This is a genomic window from Dyadobacter sp. (assembly GCF_017744695.1).
Taxonomy (GTDB): domain Bacteria; phylum Bacteroidota; class Bacteroidia; order Cytophagales; family Spirosomataceae; genus Dyadobacter.
In genome coordinates, this window is the sequence record NZ_JAGIAS010000003.1 from 709,373 (window position 1) to 733,296 (window position 23,924).

Genomic DNA, 23,924 nt, shown 5'->3' on the forward strand with positions numbered 1-23,924 from the left:
AAAACAAAATATGGCCTGGGATAATTTTTCAGTAGTATCAAATGGCTTTGGAAGAGTTATAGACTATATTGTACTGCCATCAATTAGTCAAACCTGTCCTTCATGTCTGCTGAACAAACCGCTGCGCTCAAAAAAGTCCTCAAACCGATCCACCTCTGGGCCATTGCCGTAGGGCTGGTCATTTCCGGCGAATATTTCGGCTGGAATTACGGTTGGGGCGTCTCGGGGACCATCGGCTTTCTGATCGCGACGCTCGTAGTGACAGTCATGTACGTGACATTTATTTTCAGTTTTACCGAGCTCACGACTTCCATCCCTCAGGCGGGCGGGCCGTTTTCTTACGCTTACCGCGCATTCGGTTGGTGGGGCGGGCTCATAGCGGGTTATGCCACACTCGTTGAATTCCTAGTGACACCTCCTGCCATTGCCTTTGCGCTTGGCAGCTACACCCATTTCCTCTATCCCAATCTGCAAGTCCTGGAAGTCGCATTTGCGTGCTATGCCATTTTTATAGTCATTAATTTAATGGGGATTAAAGAATCGGCTACTTTTTCGCTTGTAGTGACGCTGCTGGCGGTAGTGGAGCTGCTGATTTACATCGGTATCGTCGCCCCGCATTTCTCATACCAGACCTTTGTCTCCGAACCCATGCCTTTCGGATGGGCCGGGGTATTTGCCGCGCTGCCGTTTGCGATCTGGTTCTACCTGGCTATCGAAGGGGTAGCGATGGTGGCGGAAGAAGTGGAAGATCCGAAACGGACCATTTCGCGGGGCTACATTTACGGTATTCTTACCCTGGTGGTGCTGGCATTGGCAGTCATGATTTTTACCGGCGGTATCGCGCCCTGGCAGCAACTGAGCGACATCGACTATCCCCTGCCCGCAGCATTGGGCATTGTGCTCGGCCGCAACAGCGGGCTTACGCAGCTCTTTGCCAGCCTGGGCCTTTTTGGACTTATCGCATCCTTCCACGGAACCGTGATTGGATATTCCCGACAGATTTTCGCGCTCGCGCGGGAAGGCTACCTGCCTTCATTCCTTGGCAACGTCAATGCCCGTTTTCAAACACCGCACTGGGCGCTGGTCGCGGGCGGTGTCGCGGGTTGCCTCGCATTATCACTCGGAACGACCGACCAGGTCATTATCCTCGCCGCATTGGGCGCCGTGGTCATGTACATTATCAGTATGGTGGCACTTTTTGCCCTTCGAAACAAGGAACCACACCTTGAAAGGCCTTTCAAGGTACCCGCATTTCCCTATTTTCCGGCTATTGCACTGGCGATTTCCATTCTATGCCTGATCGCGATCGTGTACTACAACTGGAAGCTCAGCCTCTGGTTCTTTGGCGGGCTCGTGGTGGTTGCCGTTATTTTTAGCCTGACAGGCCGTCACAAAAAACTGGAAGTTTTACAACACTCAGAAGAAGAGCGTCACGCCTAACTTGGCAAAAAACGGTGTTCCCGGCGTGAAATGGATCTCCTCCACAGGTTCGGATTCACCTTTTAACCGGCTTTCCGTCGCAAACTGGGTCTCTTTCCACTGGGTGTTGAACAGGTTCTGCACTGAAAGACCTACACTGTACCGGCTTTTGGTATAATTCAGCTGCATATCGCTCACGAAATAGCCCTTCGCCACAATCGAATTATCCTCGTTGGCAGGGCGATTGGCGATGTAGCGATAGCGGAGCGAGCCATTCAGTCCGTTCGGCATTTGCAGGGATATCCCGCCCGCAGAAGTGAATACGGGGGCCAATGGCAGGTAGTTTGCTCCTTCCATTTCTCCGACGGCCCTGGGCCTGGCCGTATTGAAATCGGCATCGGCGTAGAGCGTTTTGGTGAGTTGGTACCGGACCGACAGGTCGAGCCCTTGCCTGCGCGACTTCCCGCTGGGCTCTACCACGCCCGCATCGCCCACGTACACAAACTCCTGCTGCATCCACAAATACCAGGCGGCTGCATTGACTACCATTTTGGGGAATGGCTTGAAGATCACTCCCAAATCAGAACCATATGCTCCCGGTAAAATCTGCTTGCCTCCCTGGGGCACCACCACACGGGTATCATTCGAGTGAAAGCCCTTTCCGGTATTCAGGTAGAGTTGCAGGTTGGGGTTAAATGTGTAGTAAAAATTGAGTTTAGGCGAAACAATGGCATCAGCGGCGTGTTGCTTCATAACAGGCTGCACAAGAAGATCCTCGTATTGATCCCTGAAATAATCTATTCGAACACCCGCATTAACAGAGAAACGGTCGTTAAACCGCACTGCTTCATCGAGATACAGGGATGCATTCAACTCGTTGATGTTCCCCAGCTTGTATGGATCGAGCGTTTCGGTCCGGTTTTTAGTATGTGAAAGCTCGGTACCACGTGTGAGATCGTGACGGTACTGCACACCCAACGTAGTTACCCAGTTGGTTTTTCCAATATAAGATTCCTTTGAAATACTCCCGTTATAACCATACAGATTACGACGCTCCTTCTGCCGGATCTGGTCGCCATTCAGCGAATCTTCGAGAAAGAATGTAAAGTTGGAATACAGTTCGAAATTGTAATTGCTGTAAAAAAGCTGGTTTTTGATCACAAAATTGCGCGGTGTAACCGTCACGAACTGGGCATTAAAATTGGTCCGACTGGTTTCTCCGCCCTCCGTCGGGTCGATGGAACCGTAAAAGCCAATCAGTCCCGACTCCACGGCGCGGTCCGGGATCTGCCCGGAGTGGTTCCATTTGCTCCAGAATGTAGAGCCTGTCAATGTCAGATTCGTGTTGGAGGTAATATGCCCGTGGTATTTGCCCACTACATTCAGCCTGTTGAAGTTTTGCGGGTTATCAAAATAGGAATTGGTAAATGAATATTCCGAGGCAATGTAGGCAGCCTGGTTTTGCTCCCTTCCTTTCTTTCCCAGCAGGTCAATGCCGGCTACCGCGCGATAAGTATCGAATTGTCCCGCTTCCAGTTTGACGAACGACTTGTCGAGCGCGTCCTTCGTCCGGAAATCGGCCCAGCCCGCGGTGCTGAAATTACCCTTGTCGGTAGTGTAAGGCCCTTTTTTGAAGTCAACGGCATTGACCAGTTCAGGAATTACAAAATGTAAATCGGCATAACCCTGGCCGTGCGCGTGCGAGACCATATTCACCGGCATGCCATCGACCGTCAACCGGATATCCGTCCCGTGATCGATATCGAAACCACGCAGGAATATTTGCTCTGCCTTTCCGCCGCCCGCGTGCTGCCCGATAAACAATCCCGGTACCATACGCAGGATTTCCTGCGAGTTGGTAATCGGACGCAGCCGAATGTCGAGATTACTGATCAGCTGCTGGTCGTGTGCCCGCCGGCTGGAAACCGTCACTTCGCTGAGTTCTACATTAGCTGTGACCAATTCTGTTTTCAAAAAGGCAGTCTCGTCCGAAATCACATTCACCTCTACCACCTGTGCGCGGAAGCTCACGTGCGAGAGCTCGATTTTATACCGTGCCGGCACCAGGTCCTCGAAACGATACTGCCCGAGTTCGTTAGTGATGGCAGCCTTTCCCGTTCCGGAAAGTTGCACCGTCACATCTTTAAGCGGCAGCCGGGTCGACTGATCGTACACCACGCCCGAAATCCCACCCAGATGGGCCAACGCCCTCAGGCTGACGATCAGAAAAGAAAACAGTAATATAAATTTCTTCATAGAAAAGTCGGTGAGTGATATTGCTTGTTGCCTCAGAGTACAAATCCGGGATTCGTTTTTCTTGCCTGCACCAACAAACGGTTTCCCTGTGCTTTGTCGCCGGTAGCCATCGCAATGGCGCTGGCCACTTGCAGCAATTCCGGATCACGGCTACCTGTACGTAATGCCAGTTTCATATGCAGCTTCGCCTTGCCATTATTTTGCCCCTTGAAATAGGCCACCGCCAATGCATGGTTGACGTCGATATTGTTCGGACGCCTGGCATACTCCTTCAAACCGTATGCGATAGCGGAGTCCAGTTGGTTTGTTTTGGTATACAATTTACAAAGTTCCAGGTCAACAGCATGTCCCGAACGGGCATCTTCATCCAGCATCTTCACGACTTCCCGGTATTTTTCGGCGGCCTTTTGTTTATTACCCTGCAGTGCAAAGATATCGGCCATTTCTTCATGGAAAGAAAATTCAGGCATTACTTTCGCAGCTTTATCGAGATCGGTCAATGCCTCGTCATACTGTTTGGCGGCCTTACGTACCTGCGCAAGCCCGCGTAATGCGAACGCGTAGCTCGGGCGCATGGCGAGGATTTCCTTATATTGGATTTCCGCCTGCTTCCACTGGCCTGTGGTTTCATAAAGATGCCCCAGCGTGTTTTTAGCCCAGCATTGCGGTTCCGAACCGGGTAATCCGGCTTCTACTGCCAGCTTCATGGCTGCAATGGCACCTGGATAGTTTCCATGAATTTCGCGCAGATAAGATGCGCGCGAATAGGATTCCAGCGAAGGTTTCAACTCCTGCATTTTGTCGGACATGGCCACAGCCTCGGCATAGTTACCCAGCTCCACATTGGCATCCACCAGCACACCGTACACGTATGCATTGCTCGGATTGATCTTCCGGGCTTGTTCGGCCAGATCGCGTGCTTCCGCAAACTGGTGCTGCGACATTTTCACCGAAGCCTTGAAAGTAGTGGCCTCAAAGTTTTGCGGTTCGATTGCCAGCACATCGTCAAGTACCTTCAACACCGCCGGATAGTAGTAGGGATGCTCACCGGTAATGCGGGCTTCGGAAAGGTAAATGACGGCGATTTGCAACCGGGGTTTGACGTCCCTGGGGTTCCCGGCGATCTTCTGCCTCAGTTCTTTCACCTTTTCTTTGGTCTTCGGCCATTCGACAGCCGAAGCCAGCTCGCCCTGGCGTTCGTACAATGCAGGAATATCTGTGGAAACCGTGGATCCGGTTGGCATCGAAGCGGCTGATTTCTTTGCAGAATCCCCCTTTTGCTTTTTTTCACCACAACCGAGGGCTACCACGAGCCATGCGGCTACAAATATTAAAAGGTAAGTTTTCATAAAGCTTTCAAATTAAATGCGGAAGGATTTGAAATGCCGGGAGCAAACGCCCCCGGCTTTTTGAACTATCTTCTGAGAATTTTAACTGTATAGCGGTCGTTGGCCGTAGTCACCCGGAGAAAGTAAATTCCCGGCTGATTATTCAGTTTCACAACTCTCCTTTCGTTGGCTACCGCTTTGCCAATATGCTGTTGGCCAATCACCTGGCCTTTGCTATTCGCGAGATCCAGTCGCACAGCTTTACCTGCCGCTCCCTGAATTTCGATTACCACGTCGTCGCTGCTGCTCGGATTACCCATGACAACGGCTTTCAACAGAACAGAAGCTCCTTCTGCTTCCGGAGCGGCTTGCCGCCATGTTTTGCTTCCGCAATAGGCCCTGAAATCAAACTTCATGGTCACTTCCGACGACGGATCGCCCACGTACCTTGCTTTCAGCCAAAGTACGCCGCTGCTGTTGTTATCCTTAAACAATTCCGGTTCGACCATCCGGCTGACAGAAGTACCCCATCCGCCATTCACCACGCCCGCCGCCGAATACTCGACGGTATTACCTGGTACACCGCCCGTATGGCCAAACATGAAGCCACCGGTGAGGCAATCGAAATGCTCGATCGTCACAGCCAGGGGTTCCGCGCCGCCTGGCTGCGGCCCTTCATAGCTTGGGCCGCGGAATCCGGGCCAGGGATTTTGCAGGTAAGGGAAGTTCCATTTCAGCGTCGTGTCGTTTTTCGTCACACCCGCATTGAACGACAGTACATTGACAAGGTTCGGCGTAACGGGACTGGTAGATGTTCCCGGCACGAAATCGTCGTACCACAAGCCCACGGCAGCCAATACCACCCCGCCAACCGCCTGCAATTCGATGGTTGTTACATCGTCTTCCAGACGACGGCCGTTCGGGAAGCCATCCATATTCGGGATCCATTGCAAATCCTTGTTGCCATTGTAAGCCGGATCAGTGAGACCAAGCGCCGCTGCCTGAACAAGCCCTAACGAACTGAATTTAGGATCGTTGCGGGGCGTTGCCGGAACCGCCATATTCAACCGGAGCCAGTCACCAAAAGTTGGCAGGAAGTTGTGTATAAATGGCTTACCTGCTGCGAGGGGGTTGCCACCTTTTCCTGTGGCCAGCTGGTACGGAGGCAAATTGGGCACACCGGTGTAGAAAATAGGCAATATATCCACAGCGCGCGGACTGGTAGCATCCGGGAGCAACACACTTCCGAATGCGGCTTCGGACAAAGCGGTACCATCGAGTGCCGCGTTGCCTTTCAGACCATAAAGGCCCATTTTACCATTGCGAAAATCAAATGAACCGAGCGACTTGCTCTGAATGCGCAAGGCAGCCAGGCCAGGCACCGCGGCACCAAACTGGGAGTCGTCCATATACAATGCCAGCTCCGGATTGGTGAAGTATTTGGCAAACTGCAAGTCATTGGCGGGTGATGTCGCATTCCATTTGTCTTTCATACCTACCGGGATCACGGCTTCGTTGGTCAGCGGCATACCCAGGCGCGAAACCTGCACCCAATCGCCGTCGTGACCTACGTCGCCACCATTGTAGAGCGTCGTGATCTTCCTGCGGCTCGATGAAGCATACACGCCAATCACATAGTCGGGATCGAGGATATTGCTGGCTTCGGCTACGGTCTTGTGGCTTTTTTGCAATGTAGCAACCGGCACCTCGATCACGATCGAATGGCAGTTGAATTTGGCCACCCCATCACGCGCGCCCGATTTCCGGACGTTACCGAGGTCGAAAATACCGCCCAGATCAACGAAGAAGGGGTCGTCTACCGGCCCGGCAAAGATTTTCTCGCCGGTGCTGGCCGTCATAATCGCTTTGTCCACCAATGCATTGTACTCCGAACCCAAGCCCACAGGCGTGCTGTTGATCGAGCGCGGCCCGATGTTCGGCGGTGGAACGATGCCGTTCGACACGATGGTCGAGAAGCTATGGCCACCGTCGGTGCTCCGCTCGCAGGTGTAGGTCGTTTTGAGGTTTTCCTTGCCCAGGCGGATTAGAAAGAACGTGGACGGGTCCTCATTCATTTTCTTGAACGTGAAACGATAGATAATGTCCGCGCCGGGAGTTCCTGCATTGTTATCGATATGGATTTCGTAACGGATATTTTCTCCGAACGAATACCAGTTGGGACCTCCGGCGGGGTGTTCGAAAGGAATGTAGTTGGCGACGAGCACAATGTTTTCCTTGTTCACCGGGCTTTTGAATGCATACACATCGGTATTGTCGGCGAGCGGGTCCGTTGAAATCAGTGGCGCCTCACGGTGCGACGAGGCCATTGTCCCCGGAGCACCTATACAAATGATCGCCAGTAGCCCGATCAGATAAAGAAGATTTTTCATATTCATTCTTGCTAAAAGTGTGGGATCAGAAACGGGCTTTTTCGGGATAGTCATAGCCTCTCCATGGATTTGCCAGGTAGGGAAAAGTGCCTTTCAGCGCTGCGTCGTTTTTAGTAGGGCCGGCGGTGAAAGTGAGGACGTTAAGCAACTGCGGCGAAACCGGTGCCTGCGGGGTAGCGTCGTCATAGAACAACCCTACTGCGGCCAGTACCACGCCGGACACAGCTTGCAGTTCGATGGTCGTCACGTCGTCTTCCAGCCGGCGTCCATTCGGGAAGCCGTCCATGTTAGGTATCCATTGCAGATTGGTATTGGCATTGTAGGCTGGATCGGTAATACCCAGCACCGCTGCCTGCACCAGGCCCAAATGACTGAATTTCGGATCGTCCCTTGGCGTTGCGGGTACGGCCATATTCAGGCGAAGCATATCCCCGAGTGTGGGCAGGAAGTTGTGGATAAATGGTTTTCCTTTGGCCAGCGGGTTGTTGTTCTTGCCTGTGGCGAGCTGGTAAGGGGCCAGATTCGGCACACCGGTGTAAAAGATAGGCAGCAAATCCACCGCTCTCGGGCTGGCATTGTCGGGCAACAGCAGCGTACCGAATACCGCGTCGTCCAGCGCAGTACCGGCCAATGCCGCAGTACCCTTCAAACCATACAAACCTGATTTGCCATTACGAAAATCAAATGCACCCAGCGCATTAGCCTGAATACGCAGTGCGCTCAATGAAGGTACCGCCGTTCCGAATTGCGAATCATCCATATACAGTGCCAGTTCCGGATTGGTGAAGTATTTGGCAAATTGCAGGTCATGGCCCGCATACGGTGTAACCGCATTCCATTTGTCCTTCATGCCCAGCGGGATCACCGCCTCGTTGGTCAGCGGCATGCCCAGGCGCGACACCTGCACGTACTGGCCGTCATAGCCGACATCGCCGCCGTTGTAAAGGGTTTTGATCATCTGGCGGCTTGCCGACGCCCAAACGCCGATCACGTAGTCAGGATCGAGGATATTCGCCGCCTGTGCCACGTTTTTACCATCCTTTTGCAGCAGGTTTACCGGGATTTTCAAAGCGATGGTATGCACATTGAAGCGCGCCAGACCGTCCTTGGGCGCGTTGGTAGCATTACCTTCCGGCCGGAAATTACCAGCATCGAATGCACCTGCGAGGTCTACGAAAAACGGATCGTCGACCGGACCGCAGAACACCTTCTCGCCGCTCGAAGCCGTTGCAATGGCTTTTTCAACGAGCGAATTGTAGTCCGGTGCTTCCAGGCCAACCGTTTTTCCTTCGATAGACCGCGGCCCGATGTTGTTCGGTGGCACCACGCCGTTGGCGATGATTGTCGTGAAAGTCATACCGCCGTCGGTACTCTTCTCACATTTGTAAGTGGTTTTAAGGTTTTGCTTGCCCAACCTGATATTGAAAAATGTGGTCGGGTCCTCATTGGTACTTGAAAAAGTAAACCGATACGTGATATCGTCGCCGGGCGTTCCGGCCTGGTTTTTGATATGAATTTCATAACGTACATTCGGCCCGAAATTGAAATAGTTTGGGCCACCCTCAGGCGATTCGAACGGGATGTAGTTGGCGATGATCGTAATGGAGTTGGGATCATCGGGGCTTTTAAAAGCATACAAATCCGTATTATCGGCGAGCGGATCATTGGAAATCAGCGGCGCTTCGCGGTGGCTCGAAGCCAGACTGCTCAGCGCACAAGGCAGCAACAACAGGCACAGAAGAATGCTCCTGAACCTGCAAGGATCCAACATAGAAACTTGCATGAGGTAAAAGTTTAAATACGGAAACGGGAATAAATGTGATCTGAAAGCGCAAAGACATCGATGCAAATCCCGACCCTGCCCACAGGGCCGAAATCCCGGAAAAAAAACGAGCCTCTGCCGAAAGAAAACCGGCAGATTACAAGTAACTATTAACGAAGGGCAATTGAGGTGTTAACAACCATTCGGGCTTATATACGCCATCAATGTGTCGCCCGGATGTACGAAAGGCAAAAAAACTTGTAGTCGCCAAGAGGCAGTACGTATAATTATGTAAATATTAAATTAAATAAATCAAATTAAAAAGATTCGGGCACGCCGGAGTAACCAGGGTAAAACTATTGCTACAACAGGGCAACAGCTTGTGCAATAGCACATTTTGCCGTTATTTTAACACAGGGTTACTTCGAAAGCATTTTGTAAAAGATAATTCGACAATTTCCATAAATCTGACATTGCAATTAATTCGTATATTATCCTATTATTTGTATCCCGGCCGTGCATTTCGTTACGGCGGCTTCCAAACATAACCCACTTTATCATCACTTTTAAGACGGGCAAAGGCTGACTACTTATACCAAAGATGAATATTCTAATCGTTGAGGACGACTTTATCATTGCGAAACATCTCCAATTTTTGCTCAATGGTTTCGGTTACGACGCAAACGATATCGCGACCGACTATACGACTGCCACTGAAATTCTCCACAGCAAGGTTTTCCACCTCGCCGTGCTGGATATTAACCTGAATGGCTACCAAACCGGAATAGACCTGGCGCATTACATCCGGGAAAATTTCAAGATCCCTTTTCTCTTTTTGTCGGCCCATGAGGATATTGCAGTGGTGAATGCGGCATTGCAGGCTGCGCCCCATGCATTTTTACAAAAACCTTTTCAGAAAATTACCGTCTACACGGCTGTTAAGCTTGCACTGAAGAACTATCGCCTGGCGGCACTGGCGGGTGAAACTACTTCGGAGGAGAAAGAGGATACGACGGTGATCAAAGACGCGCTGTTCATCAAGGAAAAACATATGTTTACCAAGATCATGCTGACGGATATCCTATACATCCGGAGCGACGACAACTACCTTGAGCTGCACACTACCAAGAAGAAATATACGATCCGTGAGACGCTGAAAAACATGCTTCAGCAACTTCCTACCAACTATTTTTTCAGGGTACATAAGTCGTTCATCATCAACCTGAACGCCATTACAGCTATCGATTACGTGCACGTGATGATCAACGACATTGAGATCCCGATCACGAACGATAACCGGACTGAACTGCTGAGCCGCATCAGAACTTTCTCCTGATAAATAGTACAAACCGTAGAAAAAATGGTTACTTACGGTTTCCCCGGCTTCACCCCATAAAAGCTATACTTCACCACTTTGATTTGTTGAGGAGTTAAGTGCGAATTAATTTTATAGCACGTAAACACCCTCTTCTATTATTACATATATACTTTACCCCGACAGAAGGCCTGGGCTTCAATAAATTTTAAAATTTTTCTGAGGTCCAGGCATCTGTTTCACTCCAAAAAACGTAATTACGGTCGATTGAGCATATTTGGCATGATACTGAGCATTATGCACACATTTGTTTCTCAAACGCACACCATATTTACCATACCAAACCTAAACTAAATCGCTATCAGTTTTAATTAAATATCGTTGAGAATAATTGAACATCCCCGGGGGCTTCCTCTGGGATGTTTTGTTTCTGTAAGCCATTGATTTTCAGCCAATCGACAGACATTGTAGAGTATGGTCAGGGGGTAGTCAGGTGTTGTCAAGTGTGGTCGGGATTTGTCAGGGGTAGATCAGGTATTTCTTCCGCATTTCTTTGAATTGTCCCAGCCCAGGTTCCCAGCTTTTGCGGACCTCTTCTTCCGACGCTCCGGCGATAATCTGTTTTTTGAGGTTTTCAGTCCCTGCCAACTTGTCAAAGTTGCCCATTTGCTTGCTTTGGCTCATGTCGAAGAACTTCTCTTTCTCAGGATAGGCTTTATAGAGTTCGATGAGCCATTTCAGATGGAGCTTGCCACTTTTGCGGATATCTTTCAAGTCGTATTTTCGTAAATCGAGGCCATAGCACTCCTTATCCTGGTGCAGCGGCGTTTCACTCATCCCTTTGATGCTATGCGGGGTAAAAGTAAAGTCATATTTACCTTTCAGCAGCGGTGCTCCCAATACCGTAAAGGGCATATAGGTCCCCCGTCCCTGGCTCAGAATAGTGCCTTCGAACATACAGATATGCGGGTACAGCATTACCGATTGCTGCGTATTGAGGTTGGGGGATGGCATTACGGGTAGCACGTAAGGCGTATCATGCGTGTAGTTGGCGACTTTGATGATCTTCAACTTACACTGCATTTTGTCGGGGAGCCAGCCTTCTCCATTGATCATTTGTGCGAATTCGGCAATGGTGAGGCCATGCGAAATAGGAATTTTATACATCCCGATCCCCGAATGCAGGTGATCTTCCAGAATGGGCCCATCGACCAGGAAGCCATTCGGATTAGGTCTGTCGAGAATGAGCATTTCCTTGTTATTCTCCGCACACGCTTCCATCACGTGCCCGAGCGTGTTGATATACGTGTAAAAGCGCGCGCCCACGTCCTGGATGTCAAAGATCATCAGGTCGATGGCCGCCATCTGCTCTTTGGTGGGCTTTTTGAGCTTACCATAAAGTGAGATCGCCGGGATGCCGGTCTTGGGATCCACGCTGTCGTTCACTTTATCGCCGTTACTGGCTGTGCCGCGGAAACCATGCTCCGGGCCGAAAATGGTGACGATGTTCACGCCCAATGCCACCAGACTGTCGACGATTGGCTTTGTGCCTATAATGGATGTCTGGTTTACAACGATTCCGATTTTTTTGCCTTTCAGATAATCGACATATTGAGAAATCTGATCGGCACCGGTGGTTGGGCCTTTGGCTCTGGTTAGATCTTCGGGTGCTGCGGAAAGTGAATCGGCCAAGGCCGGTCCCTTCTGGGATGTGGAATTTACGCAGTTGCTGTTCGCTGCTAATGCGGCTGTAAGGCCTACGGCCAGGGCTAATGTTTTCATGGGGTCAGATTTAGGAGTAGCAAATTAGGGTTTTTAATGCCACGAAGACACGAACAACACGAATTTCGTGTATTATTCGTGCCTTCGGTCGGCCGTAGACGTGGCGTTAAAACTAAAACAGCTTCATCTGCCCTGCCCGCATAAACTGAGAAGTATCCAATGGGGGCAATTCACGCCCTGCAAGATATTTCCGGCAAGAATGTTCATGCAACTGCCGGATGTGCTCCGCGAAACTACCCTCTCCCACCATTCGGATCCCAAAACGGGAATCGTTCACAACGCCTCCGTGGCATTCCTTGATCTGGCTCAAAACCTTCGCCGCCCGGTCGGGGAAGTGGTGGTGGATCCATTCGTCGAACAATGTAGCGATCGCGCCATTCAGCCGCACTACTGTGTAATGCGACCATAATGCACCATTTTCGGCAATCGCCTGGATGAGCGCAGGTATTTCCTGGTCGTTCAAACCGGGAATGATTGGCGCTGTCATGACACCCATCGGAATACCCGCGTCACTTAATGTTTTCAGCACCTGCAAACGTCGTTTGCCCGTAACCGTGCGTGGTTCCAATGCGCTGCGCAGTTCCTCATTGAGCGAAGTAATTGAAAGCGCGGCATGCACGAGGTTCAGTTTAGCCATTTTTTCCAACACATCGATATCACGGAGAATCAACGCATTTTTGGTGAGAATGCTGACCGGATTACGGTACCGCAGGCATATTTCCAACAACTGCCGGGTAATCCGGTACTTCTTTTCTCCCGGCTGGTAGCAATCGGTATTCCCTGAAATATGAATATTATGCGGTACCCACTTTTTGGAATTAAAGAGCTTTTCCAGCAATTGCGGCGCATTCTTTTTGACCACAATTTTGGTTTCAAAATCGAGCCCCGCCGAAAAACCCCAGTATTCATGCGAATTACGGGCATAGCAGTAAATGCACCCGTGCTCGCAACCCCGGTAAGGGTTGATCGAATGAAAATTGGGCAAATCAGGACTTTCCGAAACGCTCATGAGCGTCTTGGATTCCTCTTCGATAAATTGTGTTTTGGGATTTACCTCCTGATCTTCCCATTGCTGCCAGTCCTCGGAGGTGTACTCGATCTCGTGCTTGAAGAATTTGTTGGGCGTGTTGATAGCAGCCCCGCGCCCGCGTGCCCGGTTATCCATTGTTTTCCAGTAAGTTGATGAAGTTATGAAGTATGCTAACGAAAGGTGTGTGTGGTGTCGAATGTCACGCTGAGCGCAGTCGAAGCGCATGCGTTGTCGCCGCGGTCCTTCGACTTCGCTCAGCCTGACATTGACATCTTACTTAATATACCGAAAATCCTCGTCACCTTTCAGCGACAGCAGGACGTCGTACATCAGTTGTATGACATTCTGCACATCCTCTTTGGAAACCATTTCCACGGTGGTGTGCATGTATTTCAATGGTAATGAGATCAATGCAGATGCTATCCCCTCGGTAGAGTAAGCAAATGAATCCGTATCGGTGCCCGTCGAGCGGCTTACCGCCTGGCGCTGGAACGGAATGCTCTTCTCCTCAGCCACTCGGATCAGCAGGTCGCGGACATTGTTCTGTACTGCCGGACCATAGCAAATCACCGGCCCGCTGCCGCATTTCAGGTCGCCTTGTTCCTTTTTATTATACATCGGCGACTGCGTGTCGTGCGTTACATCCGTACAAATTGCCAGATCGGGTTTCAGGCGACGCGAAATCATCTCCGCACCGCGCAAGCCGATTTCCTCCTGTACCGCATTGACCACATACAATGTAAACGGCAGTTTCACATTGTTCTCGTGCAACATACGCGCTACCTCCGCGATCATGTATCCGCCCATGCGGTTGTCGAGCGCGCGACCTAGGTAATATTTACCATTCAGCTCATCGAGGCCGTCCGCAAAAGTCACCACGGTACCGACGTGGATACCCATTTCAAGCACCTCATCCTTCTTGGCAGCGCCCACGTCGATGAAAAGCTCGTGCACTTTAGGCACCTGGTCTTTGGCGACGTCGCGCACATGGATGGCCGGCCAGCCGAAAACACCTTTCACCACTCCCTTGGCCGTATGCAAGTTTACCCGCATCGAGGGCGCAATAGCCGCATCCGAACCACCGTTGCGGCGCACGTGGATGTAGCCATCTTCCGAAATGTAGTTCACAAACCACGAAATCTCGTCGGAATGCGCCTCGATCACCACCTTGTAGTCCTGGCCCGGGCCGATAACGCCCACCGCCGTTCCATACACATCGATAATCTGTTCTTCAATATATGGCTTGATATAGTCGAGCCATAGCTGCTGCCCGGTCGATTCGAAGCCGGTAGGCGAAGCATTGTTCAGGTACTTATAAAGAAACTCTGTGCTCTGATCTGACATACGTTTAATTTAAATAACGACTAAAACTGCATCCTCAAAGGTACTTCCACCAGGCACAGAAACGACGCTTCCGCAGATAGCCGGGGTCGTGCTCGTGGGCGTAGGCTTCCCTTTCAAACGAAATATGAAGATAGGCTAAATAATGTTTCCTGAATTGTACGAATCGGATTAAATATTCCAGCAAATACCACACATAAAAGATAACCAGCCCGAGTTCAAGCTGTTGCTTCAAATGAATGCGCTCGTGATTGAGAAAGACCTCCGAAGGGGTCTTCCGTTTCGACAGAATGAATGGAAACAACGCCATTCCGTCGACGCGCAGCGATGGTACATTGAGGAGAAAGCCTTTGAGGCGCATAGATGTGTGACGTTTGTGCCGGCGGTTAACGATTTGTTAATTGACCATGGACCGCCGACCATAGACCATGATACTTTTACATCCATTCGCAAGCCATGGTCCATAGTCGGTCGTCCATGGTCTTCCAAATCTCCACAAAAAAATCGGGTTGCGAAACAGCTCGTTCCGCAACCCAACCTTTCATATCTAAAAGAAACTTACTCCCCGCTGAAACGGCTGATATCGAGTACTTCAAACTCCATCATACCCGCAGGAACCTTGATTTCCGTGGTTTCTCCAACTTTCTTACCCAAAAGGCCTTTGCCGATCGGCGAGCCCACCGAGATTTTGCCGGCTTTCAAATCAGCCTCTTCTTCCGACACCAGCGTGTAGGTCACTTCCATTCCATTCTTACGGTTTTTGATCTTCACCTTCGAAAGGACCGAAACCTGTGAGGTATCCATTGACGACTCATCGATCACCCGTGCGTTGGACAGGATTTCTTCCAGTTTGGCGATTTTCATTTCGTGCATACCCTGCGCGTCCTTGGCCGCGTCGTATTCTGCATTTTCACTTAAATCACCTTTGTCCCGCGCTTCTGCAATTTGTCGTGCAATCTCCGTGCGGCCTTTGGTTTTCATCTCATTCAGCTCGTTCCTCAGCTTGGTAAGTCCTTCTTCCGTATAGTATGAAATTTTAGCCATGACCTTTATTTTGTTTATAAGTCTTTTAATTTTTGAAATTCTACATAAAAAAAAAGAACGGCTCAAAGACCGCTCTACAGAGTTAACGAAACTCTCGTAGAAGGCTAGAAGACCTTTTCTTTTCGGTTGATATATGATTTTGTGTTCACCATAATTTTCTGTTAAGAACGACAAAATTAACAATATTTGTGAATGGTAGCACCATTTTTATCCAAAAGCGCCATCTGTCATGTCAAATCCGCTGAGAATTATTTTTATGGGGACGCCCGAATTTGCCGTCCCAAGTTTACAAAGTCTGGTCGAAAGCAATTCTAATGTTGTAGCCGTCGTCACCGTCCCCGATAAGCCAGCGGGCAGGGGGCAAAAGCAAACGGCTTCACCTGTCAAAATATACGCAGAATCCCAGGGCATCCCTGTGTTGCAGCCTGAAAAATTGAAAAACCCGGCCTTCCTCGAAGAGCTGAAATCCTACAACGCCGATTTGCAGGTGGTAGTAGCATTTCGGATGCTTCCCGAAGTGGTATGGAACATGCCTTCGAAGGGCACATTCAACCTGCACAGTTCCCTCCTGCCCCAGTACCGCGGCGCGGCGCCCATCAACTGGGCTGTCATCAACGGCGAAACCGAAACCGGCGTAACCACGTTCTTCATCGAAAAGGATATCGACACCGGCAAGATCATCTTCCAGGACAGGGAGCCTATTTTCCCCGAGGACAATGCGGGTACAGTATATGAACGCCTCATGCGCAAGGGCGCGAACCTGGTCGTAAAAACCGTACAGGCCATCGAAGCCGGCAACTATCCGCAGGAGCCGCAATCCGAGCCCGAGGACATTAAATCCGCCCCGAAAATCTTCCGCGAAACCTGCGAAATCGATTGGAACAAGCCGGCTACCGAAATCCACAACTTTGTAAGAGGCCTTTCACCTTACCCGGCCGCCTGGACAACGCTGAATGGACTTTCCTGCAAGGTATTCAAGACCAAAGTCGTGGAATCCCAGGGCCATGCCCAACCCGGCGAGTACCTTTCCGATGGAAAATCTTATCTGCATTTCCGCACAGGCAACGGTTGGCTCGCTATCGAAGAGTTGCAGATTGAAGGAAAGAAACGGATGGCGGTTGGCGATTTTTTGAGGGGGTATAAGCTCTAAAGCTCCCATATTTGATAGTACACTTTTACACACATCTATATCATGGCTAATACGTATTCACAGGTTCACCTGCATTTCATATTTGCGCCTAAGTACCGGCAAGCATTGATCCACTCCAGTTGGGAAACTCCTTTGTACAAATACATTACTGGCATCGTAGAAGCCAGGCAGCACAAAATGATCGCAATCAACGGCATGAGCGATCATGTTCATATGTTGATCGGGTTTCGGACCACCCAATCTATCGGAGATTTCATGCAGGATGTGAAGGCAGATTCGTCGCAGTGGATCAACGTCAATCGCTCTTGCGATAGCCGGTTTGAGTGGCAGGCCGGCTATGGCGTCTTCTCTTATTCCAAATCGCAGGTGCCCAATGTGATCAGTTATATCCAGACGCAAAACGATCACCATCGCAAAATGACGTTTCGGCAAGAGTATTTGTCGTTTTTGGAAAAGTTCGAGGTTGAATACGATGAGCGATACGTGTTCAAATCGCCGGAATAGAAGCAGCGAATCGCGTTAGCGATGTAATATTGGTAGAAACATCACCAACGACGCGTCTGGAAATCCCGGCAGGGATGCAACAACAGCGCGCATTGTCGTTACATGCCCAAGGGCATTGCTGAACAATTCGGCAGGCACGTTTTACTACCGATATTACATGCCTAACGGCATTGTTTGGCTACTCCCCGATTACCGTTCGAAACATTGATCCTTAAATCGCGACGCCAGATTAAAACAAAATCTACGAATGCGAAACGCCAAAACCGCATTTCAATACATCTTTGCAAAAACATTCACCACCTGCATGAAAATTTCAATCATCGTAGCCGCCGCTGAAAATGGCGCGATCGGGAAGGACAACCAGCTACTCTGGCGATTGCCGGACGATCTGAAACGTTTCAAACAACTTACATTGGGGCACCCGATGATTATGGGCCGAAAAACATTCGAGTCGATCGGGAAACCGCTGCCGGGGAGGACATCTATTGTGATCACAAGAAGTCCGGATTTTACGTTCGAGGGAGTGGTGGTGGCGCATTCATTGGAAGAAGCGCTGAAAAAAGCAGCAGAAATAGACGGCGAGGAAGTTTGCATTGTAGGCGGCGGCGAGATTTACCGACAATCGCAAGCTATTGCCACCCACATTTACCTGACCAGGGTACATACCAAAATCGAAGGCGACACTTTTTTCGAAATCGAAAACCCCGGGGCCTGGACCGAGACCGAAAGAGCCCTCCACGAGCCTGACGAGCGTCATTTTTTTCCATTTGAATTCATTAATTATATTAAAAAAGCTGATAAATAAGTACTTTTGTGCCCTCGTAACCCATAGTGACTCAATGAAAGTACAAGAGTAGAATGCAAGTAGAAGTTGACACCCTTACCATTGAACTAAGCACAATACCTTTCGATAATCGTCCGGTCTTTATCACTGGCAATTTCTGCAAGTGGCTCCCCGACCTGGAAGAGTACCGGATGACAATTGTAAGTCCGGGCAACTACCGTTTTCAATTCCCCGAAGACGCTGAGTTACCCGATCCGATCGAATATAAATATACCCGCGGCGGCTGGAACCAGGTAGAGCTCGACCGCGCAGGCCGTCCCTATGGCAATCGGTTCATCAAAGCAGGCGAAACATTCGTCAAAGACAATGTAATCCGCTGGCAATCTGACATTTCAAGCAAAACAAACCTTTCGCCTATCGTTGAAACGGTTTCGGAAGCATTTGAAATCACCCAGTTTAACCGCACGCGTCGTGTACGTGTGCTCCTTCCACACGACTATTACGAAAACCCCGACCAGCATTACCCGGTTCTTTACATGACCGACGGCCAGAACCTGTTTGGCAAGGGTTCGGAATATGGTAATTGGGAAATAGACAAAAGCCTGGCAGAACTTGCAAAGGAACATAAGGCCGGTGTGATCATCGTTGCCATCGACCACGGTGAAGAGGATCGCGTCCAGGAACTTTCACCGTACGACAATGCCAAGCTTGGCAAAGGGTATGGTGCCAGATTTTTGCAATTTATCGCCGGCCCGCTCAAAACGCATATCGACGACAAATACCGCACAAAATCGGATCGGCTGAACACCGGTATTGGTGGAAGTTCTGTGGGAGGATTGTTAAGTGCTTATGCGGCGCTGATGTTCCCGCAGACATTCGGCAAGTTCATGGTATTTTCTCCGGCCCTGTGGATTTCCGAAAAAATCTACTTCGACGCCGTGCATTTCTTCGAGCCGTTCGAAACGCGTATTTATCTCTATGCCGGCGGGAAGGAAGGCACCCACATGATCCCGAACGTCACCAAACTACAAGAAACGCTCGAAACCCAAAGTTTTGGTTACAGCCGAGTAAAAATCAAATCCTCCGTAGACGCCCGGGGCGAACACGCCGAAAAGCAATGGAGCCAGGAGTTCCCAAAGGCTTTTGAGTGGTTGTTTTACTAAATGGGAAGAAAGGGAGGATGGAGGAAAGGGAAAATGGAAGCAAAAAGTCCATCCTCCCCTTCCTCTTTGTTCCCTTTCCTCCTTTTTAAAGAATATACTGACTCAGATCCCTGTTCTTCACCAGTGCCGACAATCTCTCCTGCACCATTTCCGCGGTGATAGCGATATGTGAGCCGTCGCCGATGACGTCCGGGATATCGAACATAAAATCATTGAGGAGTGAGCTCATGACGGTTTGGAGACGGCGGGCACCGATATTCTCGACTTCGCTGTTTACTTCGAATGCGATACGGGCGATTTCGCGTAATGCGCCGTCTTCAAATTCCAGTTCTACCCCTTCTGATTCCATCATAGCGGCGTACTGTTTCGTCAACGCGTTTTTAGGTGCTTTCAGGATTTGGTAAAAATCACTTTCCGTAAGACTGTTGAGTTCTACCCGGATTGGGAAACGCCCCTGAAGCTCAGGAATGAGGTCGGACGGTTTGGAAACATGGAAAGCACCAGCTGCGATAAAGAGAATGTGATCGGTCTGGATCACGCCGTGTTTGGTATTCACCGAACTTCCTTCCACGATCGGCAGCAAATCGCGCTGTACACCTTCACGGCTCACGTCGGGGCCGCTTCCGCCGGAGCGGCTGGATGCTACTTTGTCGATCTCGTCAATAAATATAATGCCCAGGTTTTCTGCCTTTTTAATGGCTTCCAGCTTTACCTCGTCCATGTCGATCAGCTTCGACGCCTCTTCGTCCAAAAGCAACTTGCGTGCTTCCTCCACGGTTACCTTCCGTTTTTTTCCCCGGCGCGGCATCATGTTACCGATCATCTCCTGGATATTCATCATCGAAACGTCATCGACGGCCCCGCCTATCATGCCAACATTGGGCACCTGATTTTGCTGGACTTCGATTTCGATTTTTCGGCTATCGAGCTCCCCGTTGCGGATCTTCTCTCGGAAACGCTCGCGGGTGCGCTGGTTGAGCTCCGCGTCGCTTTGCGGCATTTCCTCAGAACCGTTGTCGGATACCGGCTTCACCGCTCCTGAACCGTGAACCGGCGGGATCAATGCATCGAGGATGATGTCTTCCACTGCCTGTTCGGCCTTGATCTTCACCTCTTCCTTTTTCTGGGTACGTACCATGCCTACCGCCTGTTCCACAAGGTCGCGGACCATACTTTCGACGTCGCGGCCGACATAGCCAACTTCCGTAAACTTGGAGGCTTCCACTTTCACAAATGGTGCGTCGGCGATTTTAGCCAGCCGGCGGGCGATCTCGGTTTTACCGACTCCGGTAGCCCCGATCATCAATATGTTGTTCGGGATAATCTCCCGTTGAATGTCCTCAGGACTGTTCATTCGCCTCCACCGGTTCCGCAATGCGATCGCCACATTGCGTTTTGCGTCATTTTGTCCGATGATATATTGGTCGAGCTCGAAAACGATCTGACGCGGCGTAAGGCGGTTAAGGTGTTCTGTCATGTTGATTGCTATGGATTCAAAACCTAACATTAAAAAGAATTATGCCGGTACAAAATGGCAGAAAACCTGCCGATGGGAAATCTTTGACGGCTTTACTTTTTGTTCTCTCCCCTTCGATTACTTTTGTCCCTGCATTTATAATTCCGAAACCAATATAAAAAAGAATTATCCCCAACATGAAAAAACTCCTGTCCTGCCTTTTTACCGTTATTGCCTCACTGCAATTATCCTACGGGCAAGGTACCGCCAATCTGGTCGATTATGTAAACCCGCTGATGGGTACGCAATCGAAATTCAGCTTGTCGGCCGGTAACACTTACCCGGCGATTGCCCTGCCGTGGGGAATGAACTTCTGGATGCCCCAAACCGGTAAAATGGGCGACGGATGGGCTTACATGTATGACGCAGAGAAGATCCGGGGTTTCAAGCAAACCCACCAGCCCAGCCCCTGGATCAACGATTACGGCCAGTTCGCGATCATGCCGGTTACCGGCAAGCTAAAAATCGACGAAGAAAGCCGCGCCAGCTGGTTCTCACACAAAGCCGAGACTGCCAAGCCCCATTATTATAAGGTATATCTGGCGGATTACGACGTTACCACGGAAATCGCACCCACCGAACGTGCCGCGCAGTTCCGCATCACATTCCCGAAAGCGGATACCTCTTACGTACTTCTCGACGCATTCGACAGGGGTTCCTACGTAAAAGTGCTTCCAAAAGAGCGCAAGATCATTGGTTATACTACCAAAAACAGTGGCGGCGTACCGGCGAACTTCAAGAACTACTTTGTTTTGGTTTTTGATAAACCATTCACCTTCTCCTCCGCATTCCACGGCCAAACACTCGCAAAAGACACGCTGGAACTCAGCGCGGCGCACGTAGGTGCGGTAGTTGGTTTTAAAACAAAAAGAGGCGAGCAGGTAGGCATCAAAGTGGCCTCGTCGTTCATCAGCCCCGAGCAAGCCGAGTTGAACCTTCAGCGCGAACTGGGCAACGATTCTTTCGACGCTACCAAGGCGAAAGGCGAACAGGCATGGAACGCGGAGCTGTCGCGTATCAAAGTCGAAGGGGACAATATCGATCAGATCCGCACATTCTATTCCTGCCTCTACCGCGTACTGTTGTTCCCACGCAAGTTCTATGAAATGGATAAGGCCAACAAGGTCGTGCATTACAGCCCCTACAATGGCGAAGTACGTCCGGGTTATATGTTTACCGACAATGGTTTCTGGGATACTTTCCGTGCGGTGTTCCCATTCTTCACACTCATGTACCCGACATTGAATGCGCATATCATGGAAGGCCTGGCCAATGCGTATGATGAGAGCGGCTTCCTGCCCGAATGGGCCAGCCCCGGACACCGCGACTGTATGATCGGCTCAAACTCGGCTTCACTGATTGCCGATTCTTATATCAAGGGCATCCGTGGCTACGATATTAACAAACTGTATGAAGCTATTCTGAAAAATACGCAGAATGCTGGTCCCGTAAGTTCGGTAGGCCGTTTCGGACATGAGTATTATAATGAACTGGGTTATGTTCCTTATGATGTAAAAATCAATGAGAATGCCGCCCGGACCCTGGAATATGCTTACGCTGATTTCTGTATCGCGCAGCTGGCCAAAGAATTGAAAAAACCGCAAACAGAGGTAGATCTGTACCTGAAAAGAAGCCAGAACTACAAAAACCTGTTCGACCCGGAAACGAAATGGATGCGCGGCAAGAATAAGGATGGCAAGTTCCAGTCGCCATTCAACCCATTCAAATGGGGAGACGCATTTACCGAAGGCAACAGCATTCACTACACCTGGTCGGTGTTCCAGGATGTGAAAGGATTGATCAACCTGGTAGGAGGCCGTGAAGCATTTGTGCAGAAACTGGATACCGTTTTCACATTGCCGCCGGTGTTCGACGACAGCTACTACGGCTTCCCTATCCACGAAATCCGCGAAATGCAGATTATGAACATGGGGAACTACGCACACGGTAACCAGCCGATCCAGCACATGATTTATCTGTACAACTACGCAGGTGCGCCCGACAAGGCACAATACTGGACGCGTCAGGTGATGAAGCGACTCTATCAGGCGGCGCCGGACGGTTACTGCGGTGACGAAGATAATGGCCAGACCTCGGCCTGGTACGTTTTCTCTTCGCTAGGCTTCTACCCTGTCACGCCGGGCACGACACAATACGTGATCGGCTCGCCGTTGTTCAAAAAGGCCACGTTGACCATGGAAGACGGTAAGAAATTCACGATCGAGGCGCCTGCGAGCAGCGAAAGCAACCTGTACATCCAGGGCGCGAAGCTGAATGGCAAATCTTATGATAAAACTTACCTCGAGCACAGCGACATTCAGAAAGGCGGAAGCGTACAATTCGACCTGAGCGGCAAGCCTTCGAAAAGCTGGGGCACCAAACCGGAGGCAGCGCCTTTCTCGTTAACGAAGTAACAATGGCGCGAAGCTCCTGCTTCGTGCCGACTATTCGCAGGCCTCCGGCCGGTCTTACATACCCGACCGGCCAGAGGCCTGCGAATAGTGTATGCGAAGCAGGAGCTTCGCACCATTTAACCCACTATCTCAACCAAACATCACCATGAAACTATTACTGACATTACTTTCCGCCACGATCTTCTGCGCCGCCATTGCACCCGACCAGGACGACGAGCTCGCAAAAAGCATCGAGCGCGGCAAAATGATCTATTCCGAAAACTGTATTTCCTGCCATATGGGCACGGGTGAAGGCATTACAGCCACTTTTCCGCCGCTCGCCAAATCGGATTACCTGATGAAAACACCCGAGAATGCGATCCAGGCGATCAAATTCGGACTGATCGGAAAAGTGACTGTGAATGGCGTATCCTATGACAATATGATGCCCGAGCCGGGTCTTGCCAATGAGCAGGTCGCCGATGTGATGAACTACATTATGAACTCATGGGGCAATTCGTCGGACAAGAAAATGATCACCGTGAAAATGGTGGCAGCCATAAAACCGGCCGAAGAAAAGTAACAACAACCATCGAAGCCAATTGCAGCCGCATTGTTCCAACGGACGGTGCGGCTTTTTTTATGGCTAAAATTCCTATGTAACAGAGAGTTTACTACTATTTTAAATAAATCTAAATAAAACCTTGCCTCATAAGAATTCCCGACTGATATTTGCGGCTCGTTAAC

Annotated in this window: 18 protein-coding genes; 8 read left to right on the forward strand and 10 right to left on the reverse strand. The window is 50.2% G+C overall.

Annotation, left to right across the window (positions count from 1 at the left end; all coding sequences use genetic code 11):
- Positions 1-102: 102 nt before the first annotated feature.
- The gene (gene eat, locus J7619_RS14975) at positions 103-1,440 is read left to right on the forward strand and encodes an ethanolamine permease (RefSeq protein WP_291199713.1); all 1,338 of its coding nucleotides are present in this window, start codon (positions 103-105) and stop codon (positions 1,438-1,440) included.
- Here eat and J7619_RS14980 read toward each other — a convergent pair.
- From J7619_RS14980 to J7619_RS14995, 4 genes are all read right to left on the reverse strand, one after another.
- Complete coding sequence (locus J7619_RS14980; RefSeq protein WP_291199716.1) at positions 1,417-3,675, reverse strand: TonB-dependent receptor; 2,259 nt, start codon at positions 3,673-3,675, stop codon at positions 1,417-1,419. The genes eat and J7619_RS14980 overlap by 24 nt on opposite strands.
- A gap of 32 nt (positions 3,676-3,707) precedes the next feature.
- The gene (locus tag J7619_RS14985; protein ID WP_291199719.1) at positions 3,708-5,024 is read right to left on the reverse strand and encodes a lipopolysaccharide assembly protein LapB; all 1,317 of its coding nucleotides are present in this window, start codon (positions 5,022-5,024) and stop codon (positions 3,708-3,710) included.
- 65 nt (positions 5,025-5,089) lie between these two features.
- On the reverse strand, positions 5,090-7,393 hold the full coding sequence (locus tag J7619_RS14990; RefSeq protein WP_291199722.1) for a DUF4331 family protein: 2,304 nt from the start codon (positions 7,391-7,393) through the stop codon (positions 5,090-5,092).
- 25 nt (positions 7,394-7,418) lie between these two features.
- A complete protein-coding gene (locus tag J7619_RS14995) occupies positions 7,419-9,176 on the reverse strand; it encodes a DUF4331 domain-containing protein (RefSeq protein WP_291199725.1) in 1,758 nt (585 codons plus the stop codon).
- Positions 9,177-9,756: 580 nt separating this feature from the next.
- Between J7619_RS14995 and J7619_RS15000 the strand changes: the two genes are divergently transcribed.
- Complete coding sequence (locus tag J7619_RS15000; RefSeq protein WP_291199728.1) at positions 9,757-10,491, forward strand: LytTR family DNA-binding domain-containing protein; 735 nt, start codon at positions 9,757-9,759, stop codon at positions 10,489-10,491.
- A gap of 498 nt (positions 10,492-10,989) precedes the next feature.
- Here J7619_RS15000 and J7619_RS15005 read toward each other — a convergent pair whose 3' ends face one another.
- From J7619_RS15005 to greA, 5 genes are all read right to left on the reverse strand, one after another.
- Positions 10,990-12,252 (reverse strand): DUF1343 domain-containing protein, encoded by a 1,263-nt coding sequence (locus J7619_RS15005; RefSeq protein ID WP_291199731.1) that lies wholly within the window; start codon positions 12,250-12,252, stop codon positions 10,990-10,992.
- Positions 12,253-12,364: 112 nt separating this feature from the next.
- Entirely contained in the window at positions 12,365-13,417 is a 1,053-nt protein-coding gene (locus J7619_RS15010) for a PA0069 family radical SAM protein (protein WP_291199733.1), read from the reverse strand.
- Positions 13,418-13,555: 138 nt separating this feature from the next.
- The gene (locus J7619_RS15015; protein ID WP_291199736.1) at positions 13,556-14,626 is read right to left on the reverse strand and encodes a M42 family metallopeptidase; all 1,071 of its coding nucleotides are present in this window, start codon (positions 14,624-14,626) and stop codon (positions 13,556-13,558) included.
- Between the two features lie 34 nt (positions 14,627-14,660).
- On the reverse strand, positions 14,661-14,984 hold the full coding sequence (locus tag J7619_RS15020) for a hypothetical protein (RefSeq protein WP_291199739.1): 324 nt from the start codon (positions 14,982-14,984) through the stop codon (positions 14,661-14,663).
- A 197-nt stretch (positions 14,985-15,181) separates the two neighbouring features.
- On the reverse strand, positions 15,182-15,667 hold the full coding sequence (greA, locus tag J7619_RS15025) for a transcription elongation factor GreA (RefSeq protein WP_291199741.1): 486 nt from the start codon (positions 15,665-15,667) through the stop codon (positions 15,182-15,184).
- A 256-nt stretch (positions 15,668-15,923) separates the two neighbouring features.
- Here greA and fmt point away from each other — a divergent pair, with 256 nt between their 5' ends.
- The 4 genes from fmt (at position 15,924) to J7619_RS15045 (ending at position 19,268) form a co-directional block, all read left to right on the forward strand.
- A complete protein-coding gene (fmt, locus tag J7619_RS15030; RefSeq protein ID WP_409012734.1) occupies positions 15,924-16,817 on the forward strand; it encodes a methionyl-tRNA formyltransferase in 894 nt (297 codons plus the stop codon).
- 42 nt (positions 16,818-16,859) lie between these two features.
- Positions 16,860-17,321, forward strand: a complete 462-nt coding sequence (tnpA, locus tag J7619_RS15035) for an IS200/IS605 family transposase (RefSeq protein ID WP_291199747.1) — start codon at positions 16,860-16,862, stop codon at positions 17,319-17,321.
- A 304-nt stretch (positions 17,322-17,625) separates the two neighbouring features.
- Positions 17,626-18,126, forward strand: a complete 501-nt coding sequence (locus tag J7619_RS15040; protein ID WP_291199750.1) for a dihydrofolate reductase — start codon at positions 17,626-17,628, stop codon at positions 18,124-18,126.
- Between the two features lie 53 nt (positions 18,127-18,179).
- Positions 18,180-19,268, forward strand: coding sequence for an alpha/beta hydrolase (locus J7619_RS15045; RefSeq protein ID WP_291199754.1), 1,089 nt, complete (start codon positions 18,180-18,182; stop codon positions 19,266-19,268).
- An 85-nt stretch (positions 19,269-19,353) separates the two neighbouring features.
- On the opposite strand, the gene hslU is transcribed toward J7619_RS15045, so the two are convergent.
- Positions 19,354-20,745 carry an ATP-dependent protease ATPase subunit HslU gene (hslU, locus tag J7619_RS15050; RefSeq protein ID WP_291199757.1) on the reverse strand — a complete coding sequence of 464 codons (1,392 nt, stop codon included), beginning with the start codon at positions 20,743-20,745 and terminating at the stop codon, positions 19,354-19,356.
- A 176-nt stretch (positions 20,746-20,921) separates the two neighbouring features.
- On the opposite strand from hslU, the gene J7619_RS15055 reads away from it, so the two are divergent.
- Together J7619_RS15055 and J7619_RS15060 are read left to right on the forward strand one after the other, a co-directional pair.
- Positions 20,922-23,198, forward strand: a complete 2,277-nt coding sequence (locus J7619_RS15055; RefSeq protein WP_291199760.1) for a GH92 family glycosyl hydrolase — start codon at positions 20,922-20,924, stop codon at positions 23,196-23,198.
- 145 nt (positions 23,199-23,343) lie between these two features.
- Positions 23,344-23,760, forward strand: a complete 417-nt coding sequence (locus J7619_RS15060; protein WP_291199763.1) for a cytochrome c — start codon at positions 23,344-23,346, stop codon at positions 23,758-23,760.
- Positions 23,761-23,924: the final 164 nt, after the last annotated feature.

Coding starts and splice junctions, on each gene's coding strand:
- eat (WP_291199713.1), top strand. CDS start 103: ATGTCTGCTGAACAAACCGCTGCGCTCAAAAAAGTCCTCAAACCGATC.
- J7619_RS14980 (WP_291199716.1), bottom strand. CDS start 3,675: ATGAAGAAATTTATATTACTGTTTTCTTTTCTGATCGTCAGCCTGAGG.
- J7619_RS14985 (WP_291199719.1), bottom strand. CDS start 5,024: ATGAAAACTTACCTTTTAATATTTGTAGCCGCATGGCTCGTGGTAGCC.
- J7619_RS14990 (WP_291199722.1), bottom strand. CDS start 7,393: ATGAAAAATCTTCTTTATCTGATCGGGCTACTGGCGATCATTTGTATA.
- J7619_RS14995 (WP_291199725.1), bottom strand. CDS start 9,176: ATGCAAGTTTCTATGTTGGATCCTTGCAGGTTCAGGAGCATTCTTCTG.
- J7619_RS15000 (WP_291199728.1), top strand. CDS start 9,757: ATGAATATTCTAATCGTTGAGGACGACTTTATCATTGCGAAACATCTC.
- J7619_RS15005 (WP_291199731.1), bottom strand. CDS start 12,252: ATGAAAACATTAGCCCTGGCCGTAGGCCTTACAGCCGCATTAGCAGCG.
- J7619_RS15010 (WP_291199733.1), bottom strand. CDS start 13,417: ATGGATAACCGGGCACGCGGGCGCGGGGCTGCTATCAACACGCCCAAC.
- J7619_RS15015 (WP_291199736.1), bottom strand. CDS start 14,626: ATGTCAGATCAGAGCACAGAGTTTCTTTATAAGTACCTGAACAATGCT.
- J7619_RS15020 (WP_291199739.1), bottom strand. CDS start 14,984: ATGCGCCTCAAAGGCTTTCTCCTCAATGTACCATCGCTGCGCGTCGAC.
- greA (WP_291199741.1), bottom strand. CDS start 15,667: ATGGCTAAAATTTCATACTATACGGAAGAAGGACTTACCAAGCTGAGG.
- fmt (WP_409012734.1), top strand. CDS start 15,924: ATGGGGACGCCCGAATTTGCCGTCCCAAGTTTACAAAGTCTGGTCGAA.
- tnpA (WP_291199747.1), top strand. CDS start 16,860: ATGGCTAATACGTATTCACAGGTTCACCTGCATTTCATATTTGCGCCT.
- J7619_RS15040 (WP_291199750.1), top strand. CDS start 17,626: ATGAAAATTTCAATCATCGTAGCCGCCGCTGAAAATGGCGCGATCGGG.
- J7619_RS15045 (WP_291199754.1), top strand. CDS start 18,180: ATGCAAGTAGAAGTTGACACCCTTACCATTGAACTAAGCACAATACCT.
- hslU (WP_291199757.1), bottom strand. CDS start 20,745: ATGACAGAACACCTTAACCGCCTTACGCCGCGTCAGATCGTTTTCGAG.
- J7619_RS15055 (WP_291199760.1), top strand. CDS start 20,922: ATGAAAAAACTCCTGTCCTGCCTTTTTACCGTTATTGCCTCACTGCAA.
- J7619_RS15060 (WP_291199763.1), top strand. CDS start 23,344: ATGAAACTATTACTGACATTACTTTCCGCCACGATCTTCTGCGCCGCC.